The sequence below is a fragment of the Pantoea sp. Taur genome, assembly GCF_009830025.1.
In the GTDB taxonomy this organism is placed as follows: domain Bacteria; phylum Pseudomonadota; class Gammaproteobacteria; order Enterobacterales; family Enterobacteriaceae; genus Pantoea; species Pantoea communis.
This window is the reverse complement of the sequence record NZ_SZZZ01000009.1, coordinates 27305-39728: the sequence shown is the minus strand read 5'-3', so window position 1 is coordinate 39728 and position 12424 is coordinate 27305. Positions and strand designations below refer to the sequence as shown.

Genomic DNA, 12424 nt, shown 5'->3' with positions numbered 1-12424 from the left:
CCCTGTGCAGGGCACTGCGTTAAGACCTCCCGACACGATGCTCCACTGTGGTGTGCCGATCACAGCATTTAGATTCTCGCGATAAGATGCTTTGTGCAGCCAGACCGCTTACTTCCCTCTCCCCAGCGGCACGATCATTGGCGTGTGCGCCACCGGATCTTCCACAATCACGCAGCGTAAACCGTACACCTGTTCAATCAACGCGGGTGTTACGATCTCTGCGGGCTTGCCTTCGGCCAAAATCTTGCCGTGACGCATGGCGATCAAATGGGTGGCATAACGGCAGGCGTGATTAAGATCGTGCAACACCACCACCAGCGTGCGGCCATGCTGCTGATTCAACTCCTGCATCAGTTCCAGCAGTTCAATCTGATGGGTGATATCCAGCCAGGTAGTCGGCTCATCCAGCAACAGCAGCGGGGTTTGCTGCGCCAGCACCATGGCAATCCATACGCGCTGACGCTGCCCGCCGGACAAGGTATCCACTGGCTGCTGCGCCAAATCCGCCACGCCGGTTGCCCGCATCGCGCTTTGCACCGCCTCTTCATCTTCACTGCGCCAGCGGCCAAACAGCGCTTGATGCGGGTAACGCCCACGTGCCACCAGTTCGGTAACGCTGATGCCCGCCGGTGCGTTGGAACTCTGCGGCAGCAGCCCAAGTCGACGCGCCACCTCTTTGGTCGGATAACGCGCTATCGCCTCACCATCCAGATACACCTCGCCTTTCAGCGGAGTATTAAGGCGGCTCAGGGTGCGCAGCAAAGTGGATTTACCGCAGGCGTTGGGGCCGATAATCACTGTCAGCTCACCTTCCGGGATCGCCACCGACAGGTTTTCTGCCACCACTTTCTTGTCGTAGCCGAGCGTCAGGCCTTCGCCATACAGCCGTGAAGGGATATCGATCATTGGCGTCGCGCCTCCCGCACCAGTAACGCAATCAGATAAAGTCCACCGAGGCTGACGGTAATCACGCCAACCGGTAATTGATAAGGCAAGAACAAATGCTGCGCAGCAAAATCAGCCGCAATCAGCAACAGTGCGCCACACAGCGCCGCCAGCAGCAGCGCGCCTTTCTCGCCGCCGCCGAGTCGACGCGCGATTTGTGGTGCCAGCAGCGCAACAAAGGAGATCGGACCCACCAGCGCAGTGGACGCCGCCGTCAACACTACGCCAATCAGCATCAGCAGCAGCCGACTGCGCTCCACCGGCACGCCGAGCGCACTGGCGGTATCATCGCCCATCTCCAGCAAACGCATCCGTCGTGTTAGCAACGCCATCAGCAGCAGCGACAGCAGCAACACGCCAATCACCGGCGGCGTTTTCGCCCAGGTGATGCCGTTAAGTGAACCGGCACTCCACAATCCGGCACTGAGCGCGGATTCCAGCGAAGCACTGATAATCAGCCAGGCATTCAGTGCCATCAGCAACGCGCGCACGCTGATACCAACAATAATCAGGCGGAAGGTTTCTACCCCGTTGCGCCAGGCAAACAGATACACCAATGCCGCCGTACCGATACCGCCAACCAACGCTGCACCGGTCATGGCGGCGATGCCCTGATTGAACAGCACCAGTGCAACCAGCACGCCGCTGTAGGCACCGGTGTTGAAACCGAGAATATCCGGGCTGCCGAGCGGGTTGCGCAGCAGTGACTGGAAAATCGCGCCGCTGACGCCCAGTGCCGCACCAATCAGCAGCGCCATTAGCACACGCGGCAGTCGCCACTCTAAAACGATCAGCTTGACGTTGCTGGCACTGTGTCCCGCCAGCACCTGCCAAAACTGCTCAGCACCAATCGGCAATGCGCCTCGCGTCATCGCCAGATACGCCAGCAGTGCGCATCCGAGCAACAACCACGTGGTATGTAATGCAACCCGACGCGTCATAACGCACCTCGCCCGAGTTTACGGCGCACCAGCACAATCAGTACCGGAGCCCCCAACATCGCCGTGACGATGGAGACGCGCAGTTCGCCCGCCACCAGCAGTCGTCCCAGAATATCCGCTGCCAGCAACAGAATCGGGGTAATGATCGCCGTGGCGGGCAGCATCCAGCGGTGATCGTTGCCGACCATCCAGCGTGCAAAATGCGGCGTCATCAGTCCGATAAAAGCAATTGGCCCCACTGCCGCCGTCGCCGCACCACACAACAACGCAATCGCCACTAAACCAAGCAGTTGCGTGCGCGCCACCCGCGTGCCCAGCGCGGTCGCCATATCGCCGCCCATGCTTAAACTGTTCAACGCCTGCGACAAATAGAGTGCCACTCCGCTGCCGATTAGCACGGCCGGGAAGAGCGTACGCAATACAGTGAAATTGCGAATATCCAGCGAGCCGCTGTGCCAGAAACGCAGATGATCATAAATATCGGGATTGAGCAGTGACAGACCAGACGTCAGGCCATCCAGCACCGCGCCCAGCGCCACGCCCGCTAACGTCAGGCGTACCGGATTGACTCGCCCGCCGCCAATCGCGCCCGTCATCGCCACCAGTAATGACGCCAGCAGTGCACCGGCAAACGCGAAGCCGAGCCAGTCGAGGGGAGAATCCGCGCCAAACAGCGCAATGCCGATCACCACCGCAAATCCGGCGCCCGCATTGACACCGAGAATGCCCGGATCGGCCAGCGGATTGCGCGTCAGGCTTTGCATCAGTGCGCCTGCTAACCCAAGGGCGACACCCGCCAGCAATCCGGCCAGGGTGCGCGGCAGGCGTGCATCACGCACAATCACGCACTCAGCGTTGTTACAGCTTGAGGTAAGAGAATGATAAACATCGGAAATGGGTATCGATTTTGCCCCCAGCATCAAGCTGAGCGCGATGAGGAGCAAGAGCAGAATCCCTGAGCCTGCTAATGCACGGATCTGGCGCATCGTTCTAAACCTTCACTGTTCAACGTCGTCGCATGCGCAACGCAATTTGATAATGGTTATCGTTATTACTCGCGTTTGCCTATGTTACCATGACTCGCCTCGCGGACGATGAGGAAAATTGGTGCAAAAAGGCGAACAAATGAACAAATCTTCCCACTTTATCGATCTCTCCCTGCTGAAAACCCATGCGGCATTTCGCGCAGTATTTATTGCCCGATTCATCTCGATTGTCGCATTAGGCATGCTCGCCGTGGCGGTGCCGGTGCAGATTCAGCAGATGACGCACTCCCCGCTTTTGGTGGGATTGGCCGTCACCCTCGCCGCATCCGGTATGTTTATTGGTCTGCTGACCGGCGGCGTGTTAGCCGATCGCTACGAGCGTAAGAAACTGATTTTGCTTGCCCGATCCACCTGCGGCTTGGGCTTTATCGCGCTGGCTATCAACGCTGCGCTGCCGCAGCCTTCACTGATTGCGGTGTATCTGCTGGGATTCTGGGATGGCTTCTTTGGCGCGATTGGTGTCACCGCGCTGCTGGCGGCCACACCGGCGCTGGTGGGGCGCGAAAACATTATGCAGGCCGGCGCCATCACCATGCTGACGGTGCGTTTTGGCTCGATCCTCTCGCCCGCCATTGCCGGACTGGTGATTGCGCACGGCGGCGTGGTGTGGAACTACGGCTTAACCGCGTTTGGCACACTGATTACCGTACTGACGCTGCTGAAATTACCGCAACTCCCGCCGCCACCTCAGCCGCGTGAACATCCGCTGAAGTCGCTGGCCGCCGGGGTGCAGTTCCTGTTTGCCAGCCCGATTGTCGGCATGGTGGCGCTGATAGGTGCTCTGGTCACTCTGGCCAGCGCAATTCGCGTGCTCTACCCCGCTCTCGCACCACATTGGTCAGTGAGTGCTAACCAGCTAGGCATGCTTTACGCTGCCGTGCCGCTGGGTGCCGCCATCGGCGCGTTCACCAGCGGTAAACTGAAACATGCAGCCCGACCGGGACAGCTGGTGCTGGGCAGTGCGGTGGCCGGATTTATCGCGCTGGGATTATTCAGTCTGATGCCCAATCTGCCGCTGGCGCTGCTGTGTCTGGTGGCGTTTGGTTATTTCAGTGCCATCAACAGTCTGGTGCAGTACGCGATGATTCAACTGCTGACGCCAGACCATCTGCTGGGCCGCATTAACGGCTTGTGGACCGCGCAAAATGTCACCGGAGATGCGATCGGTGCGGCGATGATTGGGGCCATGGGATCGTGGTTATTGCCGCCACAGGCTGCCGCCGCGTTTGGTTTTGCGGCAGCGCTGTTGGGGGTTGTGATGTGGTGTGTAATGGGCCGTTTACGTCGTTATGCGCCGCCAGCCCCTGAGCTGGCGGAGCAGGCATCATGATTTAACGAACAGTTTCTCCAGACGCGCCAGCAGATTGCTGGCGCTGTAGTAATCCAGACGGAACGAATCGACGCCAAGCGGGAATACCTGCTTATCCTTAACCGCCGCGTTTTGCGCGAGAAACGGATTGCCGATCACCGACTGCGTGGTTTTGTCATCAGCCGCAAACAGCAGGAAGGTTTTGCCCGTCAAACCGCTTCCCACATTCTCACCCGACAGCTGAATGATGTCTTTACGCTGGCCCATGCTGTGGCCTTGCTGCACGCTGGCGGGTGGAACGGCGAGGGTAAAGCCAAGTTGCTCCAGCAGTTTGCCCTGCGCTGACTCCGTGGTCCACACGTTGACGGCACGCCCATCGCCGTTCCACACCATGGCAGACACGGGCTGCGGCGGTAAGGTGATGGCTTTTTTCAACGCTGCTTCACGATCGTCAAAAGCCTTCACCCGCTGTGCAGCCTGCGCTTCGTGACCGGTTGCCTGGCCTAGCAGCGTCACCACATCCTGCCAGCTCTTGTCGTCGTAATTCACCACCAGCGTCGGTGCGATGGCGGAAAGCTGGCTGGCGAGTTTAATCGCAGAATCATTACCTGTGGCGCTCACCAGAATCAGGTCTGGTGCTTCTGCGGCCACCGCTTCGGCACTCGGCTCGCCAATATAGAGACGTTTTACATGGCGCTGTTTTGCCACCTCACCCCATTGACGGAAAAAACCCTGATCGTCGGCCAGACGGCTGTTCGGAGCGGTCGCACCGGAGGCCACCACCGGTGCATCAATTGCCAGCAACGATCCGGTTAAGGTGACGCTGGTTGAAACAATACGCTGCGGAGCTTTGTTTAAGGTAATTGAACCCTTTGCTCCTTGCACCGTGCGCGGCCATCCCTGTTCAGCCTGTGCCAGCCCTGTGAAAGTCTGGAAAATAAACAACAGGGCTGTCAGGCCCAATAAACCGCATTTATTCATAAGTTTTGGTCCACCTTTTAGCTTATTGCACGGCTCGACGTCACCTTCCGATTACGCCTAATCATGCGGGAAATCCCGCGAATGGATTGACTCTTTTGTCCAATCGACGTAGGTTACAGGCCCATAATAAAAATGATAATCATTCTTAATAATCTTATCATTTATAGGTGAAAATTATGGTGGAATCATCCATGTTTGAAAATGCCTTATTAGAGGATTTTTCTGCGTTATGCCGTGGGTTCCTCTTTACCTCGCCGTGGCGAAGCCTCGCGACTCAAGGCTGCTATACCACGATAACCACCTCTGTGGCAGACGCTGCATCATTGCAGGGTGATTTTCAACTTCAGCTGCATCAACATTTTGCGGCGGCAAAACAACAAGGCATTGAGAATCCGATCCTGGTGGGTGCGATTCCGTTTGACGTGAGTCAGCCTGCGGCCCTGTTTATTCCTGAAACGTATCAAACTTTTCATCGTGCCGACCTACAGAATGCGCTGCCTGCGGCTGCCAGTGAGCTGCCGCAGGTACGTCGTCGCGTGGCGGTGCCGGATCACGATGTCTTTACCCAAATGGTGGCCGATGCGGTGACAGCAACGCAACGTGGTGACCTCGATAAAGTGGTGCTGTCGCGCCTGATGGATATTGTCACCGAACAGCCAGTGGATACCGCGGCGCTGATGCAACGCGTCATTGCGCAGAATCCGAATAGCTATCACTTCCATCTGCCGCTGCCACAAGGCGGTGCACTGGTGGGGGCCAGCCCGGAGCTAATGCTGCGTAAGCAGGGCCGCGATTTTAGCTCGTGCCCGCTGGCGGGCTCAGCACGTCGTGATCACCACGATAGCCAACAGGATCAGGCAGCGGGCAATACGCTGATGGACTCCAGCAAAGATCGTCATGAACACCAGCTGGTCACAGATGCGATGCGCGATACGCTGCAACCGCGCAGTCGCCTGCTGTCGGTGCCGACGGTACCGTCATTGATCACCACCGCGACCTTATGGCACCTCGCGACGCAAATCGATGGTGAGGTGCAGGATGATCGTGAGAACGCTTTGTCGCTGGCCTGCCTGCTTCATCCGACCCCCGCATTAAGCGGCTTCCCACACCAGCGTGCTCAGCAGCTGATTCAGCAATTAGAGCCTTTTGATCGTCAGCTGTTTGGCGGCATTGTGGGATGGTGTGACAGTGAAGGAAACGGTGAATGGGTGGTGACAATTCGTTGTGGCACCGTGCACGGTGCACGCGTGCGACTGTTTGCGGGCGCAGGCATCGTTGCCGATTCCCAACCTGAATCAGAATGGCGCGAAACCGGCGTGAAGCTGGATACCATGTTGCGCGCTTTTGGACTGCAATAAAGGAAAGAGCATGAGCATTCCCTATACCCGCTGGCCTGAAGATTTGGCTGCGCGCTATCGCGAAAAAGGCTATTGGCTCGATGTGCCAATGACCGATATCCTGGCGCGTCATCAAGAGAATGATGCAATCGCGGTCATCGACGGCGATCGTCAAATCAGCTATCGCGAGCTGAATCAGCTAACCGATAACCTCGCGGCAGCCCTGCAGCGCCGTGGCCTGCAACAGGGTGATACTGCGTTAGTGCAGCTAGGCAACGTGGCGGAGTTTTACGTCACGGTCTTTGCGCTGTTTAAACTGGGCGTAGCATCCGTCTTCGCGCTGTATAGCCATCAGCGCACCGAGCTGACCGCCTATGCCGCGCAGATTGAGCCTAAACTGCTAATTGCCGATCGCAGTCACGCGCTGTTTGGCGATGACACCTTTATTGGTGCGCTTTGTGCCGCTCAACCGTCACTGCAGCAGATTATCCTGCGCAATGACGGTGATAAAGAAAACACCCTTGAAGCTTTGATGGCGGAAGCGGCAGGCGATTACCAGCCAACGCCAACTGCTGCCGATGAAGTGGCGTTTTTCCAGCTCTCCGGTGGCAGCACCGGTACGCCGAAGCTGATTCCGCGCACGCACAACGACTACTACTACAGTATTCGCGCCAGCGATGAGATCTGTGAAGTCACGGCTGACACGCGTTATCTGATCGCCCTGCCCGCACCGCATAACTTCGCCATGAGCTCACCGGGTTCACTTGGTGTGTTTTATGCCGGGGGCCAGGTGATTCTTGCCGCTGACCCAAGCGCCACGCTCTGCTTCCCGCTGATTGAGAAGCACCAGGTCACCGATACCGGTCTGGTGCCACCCGCAGTGAGCCTGTGGCTGCAGGCGATTCAGGAATGGGGTAGCAACAAGCAGCTGGCTACGCTGCAGCGCATTCAGGTCGGCGGCGCGAAGCTCGGCGAAACCCTGGCGGCACGCATCCAGAGCGAAATTGGCTGCCAATTACAGCAGGTGTTTGGCATGGCCGAAGGCCTGGTGAACTACACCCGCTTTGGCGATGACGAGAAAATCGTGCTGACCACTCAGGGCCGACCGATTTCTGAAGATGACGAAGTCTGGGTGGCGGATGAACACGGTAATGCGCTGCCGCACGGCACGGTGGGTCGCCTGATGACACGCGGTCCGTACACCTTCCGTGGCTACTACAAAAGCCCGGAACACAATGCCGCCAGCTTTGATGCTAACGGCTTTTACTGCTCCGGCGATCTGATTGAGATCAACCCGCAGGGTTACATCACCGTGCAGGGCCGCGAGAAGGATCAGATCAACCGTGGCGGCGAGAAGATCGCCGCAGAAGAGATCGAGAATTTGCTGCAGCGCCATCCGGATGTGATTCATGCCGCGCTGGTGTCGATGACTGATGAACTGATGGGTGAAAAAAGCTGCGCCTTTATTGTTGCCAGCCAGCCGATCAAAGCGGTGGCGCTGCGCCGTCATCTGCGCGATCTCGGTGTCGCCGAGTTTAAATTACCCGATCGTATTACCTGCGTAGATGCCCTGCCACTGACCCCGGTTGGCAAGGTGGATAAAAAACGTTTACGCCAACAGCTTGCTGACCAACAAGCGCAAGCCTGAACCTATTCCGGAGATTGTAATGGCTATTCCAAAACTGAATTCTTACGCGCTGCCTGCCGCCACTGAACTGCCGACCAACAAGGTGAAATGGACCGTTGAGCCACAGCGTGCTGCCCTGCTGATCCATGATATGCAGGCTTATTTCCTGAATTTCTGGGGCGAGAACAGTCCGCTGATCGATCAGGTTGTGGAGAACATTGCCCGCCTGCGCGCCTATTGCAAAGCGCAAGGTATTCCGGTGTTCTACACCGCGCAGCCCAACGAGCAGAGCGATGCCGATCGCGCACTGCTTAACGACATGTGGGGACCGGGCCTGAATAAGCATCCGGATCAACAGAAGATCGTGGATGCACTGGCGCCAGATCAGGACGATCAGGTGTTAACCAAATGGCGTTACAGCGCCTTTGTCCGCTCGCCGCTGGAATCGATCCTGCAGGAGATGGGCCGCGATCAGCTGATCATTACCGGCGTTTACGCCCACATCGGCTGCCTGACCACCGCCACTGACGCCTTTATGCGTAACATCCAGCCGTTTATGGTGGCGGATGCGCTGGCCGACTTCAGCCGTGAAGAGCACATGATGGCACTGACCTACACCGCTGGCCGCAGCGGCAAAGTGGTGATGACCGCCGATCTGATGCCGCTGCCGCTGAGCAAAGACGATCTGCGTGCGCTGATTCTGCCGCTGCTGGAAGATGACGATGTGCCAGAAGATGATGAAAACCTGATCGACTACGGCCTGGATTCCGTGCGCGTGATGGCGCTGGCGGCGCGCTGGCGCCAGGTGCACAACGACATCGATTTCGTTAGCCTGGCAAAAAATCCGAGCATTGATGGCTGGTGGGCACTGCTGTCACGGACGCCTGCCAAATGAGTGCCTCTTTCGACTTTAACGGAAAAATCGTCTGGGTAACCGGCGCGGGTAAAGGCATTGGTTACCACACGGCGCTGGCATTCCATCAGGCCGGCGCACAGGTGATCGGCTTCGATCTGCGTTTTGAGCAGCCCGACTACCCGTTTGCCACTCAGGTTCTGGATGTAGCGAATGCGGCGGAGGTGAAAGCCGTGTGCCAGCGTCTGCTGGCTGAGCAGCCTCGTCTGGATGTGCTGGTCAACGGCGCCGGGATCCTGCGCGTAGGCAGCACTGAAGCACTCTCGTTTGAAGACTGGCAGGCGTGTCTGGCGGTGAACGCCGGTGGCGCCTTCAATATGTTCCAGCAAACGCTGCCGGTATTCCGCCAGCAGCGCGCGGGGGCGATTGTTACCATCGCTTCTAACGCGGCTCACGCGCCACGTCTCGGCATGTCCGCTTATGGCGCTTCCAAAGCCGCACTACGTAGCCTGTGCCTCACCGTCGGTCTGGAAATGGCACCGTTTGGCGTGCGCTGCAACATCGTTTCACCGGGTTCAACCGATACCGATATGCAACGTAGCCTGTGGCATACGCCGGAAGCAGAGCAGGAGATGATCAACGGCTTCCCGGATCAGTACAAGTTGGGGATCCCACTGCGTAAGATCGCGAAACCGCAAGAGATCGTGAACAACGTCCTGTTCCTGGCCTCGGATCTTGCCAGCCACGTGGTGCTGCAGGATATTGTGGTCGACGGTGGCGCAACGCTGGGATCCTGATATGGCAATCTGGAAACGATCGGTTGATCTGGCAACCTTAAATACCCTGGGGGATAACTCACTGGTGTCGCACGTCGGCATCGTGTTCACGGTGATTGGCGACGATTACCTTGAGGCAACTATGCCAGTGGATACCCGCACGCAGCAGCCGTTTGGCCTGCTGCACGGCGGTGCGTCAGTGGTGCTGGCGGAATCGATGGGATCGATTGCCGGTTATCTGAGTGTGGAAGAGGGAAAAAGTGTGGTGGGGATTGAGGTCAGTGCCAGCCACCATCGCGCGGTGAGCAGCGGTGAAGTGCGCGGCATCTGCCGTCCTTTGCACCTTGGCGCACGCAACCAGAGCTGGGAAATTGAGATTCGCAATGGACGCGATCAACTGTGCTGCACATCGCGATTGACGGTGGCGGTGCTGGGGTAATTTTCCGCGACGGCCCTCACCTCCTTATTCCAGGGGGAAGAATCATCGCGCCGGATTGCTGAACACGATGCCTTTTCATCGGGAGGTGAAAATGGCACTCAGCAGCCATAAAAAAAGCGGCCAATTGGCCGCTTTCTGTTTTGCGATTAACGCTGGTAAATGATTTCGACGCCTTCGTCGTCTTCTTCGTCCCAGTCGTCATCCCAATCGTCGTCTTCTTCCACTTCCTGAGCGGTTTCCATGGCTTCGCGGTGATAATCATCCCACATGAAGGCCACTTTCTCCGGCTCTTTCGCTTCTTCTTCCGCTTCTTTCGGGTTCTCGATGATGAAGGTCATCACGTCCCAGCAGAGATCTTTCACGCCATCATGGCTGGCCGCAGAAATCAGGTAGTATTTGTCTTCCCAGCCCAAAGCTTCCACAACCGCTTTAGCGCGGCTTTCTGCTTCTTCACGGTCCAGCAGGTCACATTTGTTAAACACCAGCCAGCGTGGCTTCTGGAACAGCTTCTCGCTGTATTTTTCCAGCTCACCCAGGATGATGCGAGCGTTTTCGACCGGATCGGATTCATCGATCGGCGCAAGGTCGATCAGGTGCAACAGTACACGGCAACGCTCAAGGTGCTTCAGGAAGCGAATCCCCAGACCGGCACCATCCGCTGCGCCTTCAATCAGGCCCGGGATATCGGCGACGACGAAGCTCTTTTCGTTGTCCATGCGCACCACGCCAAGGCTTGGCACCAGAGTGGTAAACGGATAATCCGCCACTTTTGGTTTAGCCGCAGACACGGAGCGAATAAAGGTCGATTTACCGGCATTAGGCAGACCAAGCATACCGACATCAGCCAACAGCATCAGCTCCAGCTGCAGGTCACGCTTCTCGCCCGGCGTACCCATGGTCTTCTGACGTGGGGAACGGTTAACCGAGGATTTAAAACGCGTATTACCCAAGCCGTGCCAGCCGCCTTTCGCGACCATCAGCTTCTGCTCGTGGCGCGTCATGTCACCCAGCGTTTCGCCAGTACCCTGGTCAATCACGCGGGTACCGACAGGCACCTTGATAATGATGTCTTTGCCGCGTTTACCGGTGCAATCACGGCTCTGGCCATTTTGACCACGTTCGGCGCGGAAAGATTTCTCGAAGCGATAGTCGATCAGGGTATTCAGGTTTTCATCCGCCAGCAGGTATACATCACCGCCGTCACCGCCGTCGCCGCCGTCCGGGCCACCGCGTGGAATGTATTTTTCGCGGCGGAAGCTGACGCAACCATTACCGCCATCGCCTGCGACCGCAAGGATCGTCGCTTCATCTACAAACTTCATTTTATTTCTCCGTCACGCTATCGTTCGCGGCGACTAAAGCACAGCAAACGGGTCCGCCAGGGTCTTCTGCGCTGACCGGCGGCGGATAATACAAGACTGGCAAAGCCAGGAGTACATAAATTGTACAGCAAACTGCGCGTTTTGGTCAGAGGGAATCCCGCAACCTGCGGCAGAATGTAAAAAGCCCCGCAAAGCTGCGGGGCCTTCAATTCGTGTGTTCAGACGTTAACCGTCTGCGTCACAACAACCTTACTCAGCAACGATGCTGATGTACTTACGGTTGTTAGGACCTTTAACTTCGAATTGTACTTTACCGTCTGCGGTAGCAAACAGGGTGTGGTCACGACCACAACCTACATTGGTACCTGCGTGGAACTTGGTGCCACGCTGACGAACGATGATGCTACCTGCCAGAACAGATTCACCACCGAAACGCTTAACACCCAGACGTTTTGCATTGGAGTCGCGACCGTTACGAGTCGAGCCACCAGCCTTTTTATGTGCCATTTGTCAGATCTCCTCTTACGCGCCGATCACAGTGATTTTCACATCAGTGAACCACTGACGGTGACCAGCTTGCTTACGGTAGTGTTTACGACGACGAAACTTAACAATCTTAACTTTCTCGCCACGACCGTGAGCAACAACTTCTGCCTTGATCACACCGCCTGATACCAGTGGCGCGCCGATTTGCACGTCTTCGCCATTTGCAATCATCAGAACCTGGTCGAACTCAATGGTTTCGCCGGTTGCGATGTCCAGCTTTTCCAAGCGAACGGTCTGACCTTCGCTTACTCGGTGTTGTTTACCACCACTTTGGAAAACCGCGTACATATAAAACTCCGCTT

General features: G+C 57.1%; 13 protein-coding genes. 6 read left to right on the top strand and 7 right to left on the bottom strand.

Going from position 1 to position 12424, the window contains the following annotated elements; genetic code table 11:
* Positions 1 to 108: 108 nt before the first annotated feature.
* Genes FD744_RS13745 through fepD form a run of 3 tightly spaced genes read right to left on the bottom strand, consistent with a single transcriptional unit; the run spans position 109 to position 2872 of the window.
* Positions 109 to 906, bottom strand: coding sequence for an ATP-binding cassette domain-containing protein (locus tag FD744_RS13745; protein WP_058959455.1), 798 nt, complete (start codon positions 904 to 906; stop codon positions 109 to 111).
* Positions 903 to 1886, bottom strand: coding sequence for an iron-enterobactin ABC transporter permease (gene fepG, locus FD744_RS13740; protein WP_160868484.1), 984 nt, complete (start codon positions 1884 to 1886; stop codon positions 903 to 905). The genes FD744_RS13745 and fepG overlap by 4 nt, the downstream gene beginning before the upstream one ends.
* Entirely contained in the window at positions 1883 to 2872 is a 990-nt protein-coding gene (gene fepD, locus FD744_RS13735) for a Fe(3+)-siderophore ABC transporter permease (protein WP_160868483.1), read from the bottom strand. The genes fepG and fepD overlap by 4 nt, the downstream gene beginning before the upstream one ends.
* 139 nt (positions 2873 to 3011) lie before the next feature.
* Between fepD and entS the strand changes: the two genes are divergently transcribed.
* On the top strand, positions 3012 to 4262 hold the full coding sequence (gene entS / locus FD744_RS13730; protein WP_160868482.1) for an enterobactin transporter EntS: 1251 nt from the start codon (positions 3012 to 3014) through the stop codon (positions 4260 to 4262).
* On the opposite strand, the gene fepB is transcribed toward entS, so the two are convergent.
* Entirely contained in the window at positions 4257 to 5222 is a 966-nt protein-coding gene (fepB, locus tag FD744_RS13725; RefSeq protein WP_160868481.1) for a Fe2+-enterobactin ABC transporter substrate-binding protein, read from the bottom strand. The genes entS and fepB overlap by 6 nt on opposite strands.
* Before the next feature lie 176 nt (positions 5223 to 5398).
* On the opposite strand from fepB, the gene FD744_RS13720 reads away from it, so the two are divergent.
* Genes FD744_RS13720 through FD744_RS13700 form a run of 5 tightly spaced genes read left to right on the top strand, consistent with a single transcriptional unit; the run spans position 5399 to position 10254 of the window.
* The gene (locus FD744_RS13720; RefSeq protein WP_045833015.1) at positions 5399 to 6580 is read left to right on the top strand and encodes an isochorismate synthase; all 1182 of its coding nucleotides are present in this window, start codon (positions 5399 to 5401) and stop codon (positions 6578 to 6580) included.
* 10 nt (positions 6581 to 6590) lie between these two features.
* A complete protein-coding gene (locus FD744_RS13715; protein ID WP_097118196.1) occupies positions 6591 to 8207 on the top strand; it encodes a (2,3-dihydroxybenzoyl)adenylate synthase in 1617 nt (538 codons plus the stop codon).
* Between the two features lie 19 nt (positions 8208 to 8226).
* Positions 8227 to 9081, top strand: a complete 855-nt coding sequence (locus FD744_RS13710; protein WP_034826585.1) for an isochorismatase family protein — start codon at positions 8227 to 8229, stop codon at positions 9079 to 9081.
* Positions 9078 to 9836 (top strand): 2,3-dihydro-2,3-dihydroxybenzoate dehydrogenase, encoded by a 759-nt coding sequence (dhbA, locus tag FD744_RS13705; protein WP_160868480.1) that lies wholly within the window; start codon positions 9078 to 9080, stop codon positions 9834 to 9836. Before FD744_RS13710 ends, dhbA begins: the two co-directional genes overlap by 4 nt.
* A 1-nt stretch (position 9837) precedes the next feature.
* Positions 9838 to 10254 carry a hotdog fold thioesterase gene (locus FD744_RS13700; RefSeq protein WP_058962126.1) on the top strand — a complete coding sequence of 139 codons (417 nt, stop codon included), beginning with the start codon at positions 9838 to 9840 and terminating at the stop codon, positions 10252 to 10254.
* A gap of 146 nt (positions 10255 to 10400) precedes the next feature.
* On the opposite strand, the gene cgtA is transcribed toward FD744_RS13700, so the two are convergent.
* The 3 genes from cgtA to rplU form a co-directional block, all read right to left on the bottom strand.
* Positions 10401 to 11576, bottom strand: a complete 1176-nt coding sequence (cgtA, locus tag FD744_RS13695; RefSeq protein WP_034826592.1) for an Obg family GTPase CgtA — start codon at positions 11574 to 11576, stop codon at positions 10401 to 10403.
* Between the two features lie 249 nt (positions 11577 to 11825).
* The gene (gene rpmA, locus FD744_RS13690) at positions 11826 to 12083 is read right to left on the bottom strand and encodes a 50S ribosomal protein L27 (protein WP_003851093.1); all 258 of its coding nucleotides are present in this window, start codon (positions 12081 to 12083) and stop codon (positions 11826 to 11828) included.
* A gap of 15 nt (positions 12084 to 12098) precedes the next feature.
* On the bottom strand, positions 12099 to 12410 hold the full coding sequence (rplU, locus tag FD744_RS13685; RefSeq protein ID WP_034826596.1) for a 50S ribosomal protein L21: 312 nt from the start codon (positions 12408 to 12410) through the stop codon (positions 12099 to 12101).
* Positions 12411 to 12424 lie beyond the last annotated feature (14 nt).

Excerpts from the sequence above, each read along its gene's own strand:
- rpmA (WP_003851093.1), bottom strand. The coding sequence starts at position 12,083 with ATGGCACATAAAAAGGCTGGTGGCTCGACTCGTAACGGTCGCGACTCC.
- FD744_RS13710 (WP_034826585.1), top strand. The coding sequence starts at position 8,227 with ATGGCTATTCCAAAACTGAATTCTTACGCGCTGCCTGCCGCCACTGAA.
- FD744_RS13745 (WP_058959455.1), bottom strand. The coding sequence starts at position 906 with ATGATCGATATCCCTTCACGGCTGTATGGCGAAGGCCTGACGCTCGGC.
- dhbA (WP_160868480.1), top strand. The coding sequence starts at position 9,078 with ATGAGTGCCTCTTTCGACTTTAACGGAAAAATCGTCTGGGTAACCGGC.
- entS (WP_160868482.1), top strand. The coding sequence starts at position 3,012 with ATGAACAAATCTTCCCACTTTATCGATCTCTCCCTGCTGAAAACCCAT.
- FD744_RS13720 (WP_045833015.1), top strand. The coding sequence starts at position 5,399 with ATGGTGGAATCATCCATGTTTGAAAATGCCTTATTAGAGGATTTTTCT.
- fepB (WP_160868481.1), bottom strand. The coding sequence starts at position 5,222 with ATGAATAAATGCGGTTTATTGGGCCTGACAGCCCTGTTGTTTATTTTC.
- fepG (WP_160868484.1), bottom strand. The coding sequence starts at position 1,886 with ATGACGCGTCGGGTTGCATTACATACCACGTGGTTGTTGCTCGGATGC.
- FD744_RS13715 (WP_097118196.1), top strand. The coding sequence starts at position 6,591 with ATGAGCATTCCCTATACCCGCTGGCCTGAAGATTTGGCTGCGCGCTAT.
- fepD (WP_160868483.1), bottom strand. The coding sequence starts at position 2,872 with ATGCGCCAGATCCGTGCATTAGCAGGCTCAGGGATTCTGCTCTTGCTC.
- rplU (WP_034826596.1), bottom strand. The coding sequence starts at position 12,410 with ATGTACGCGGTTTTCCAAAGTGGTGGTAAACAACACCGAGTAAGCGAA.
- cgtA (WP_034826592.1), bottom strand. The coding sequence starts at position 11,576 with ATGAAGTTTGTAGATGAAGCGACGATCCTTGCGGTCGCAGGCGATGGC.
- FD744_RS13700 (WP_058962126.1), top strand. The coding sequence starts at position 9,838 with ATGGCAATCTGGAAACGATCGGTTGATCTGGCAACCTTAAATACCCTG.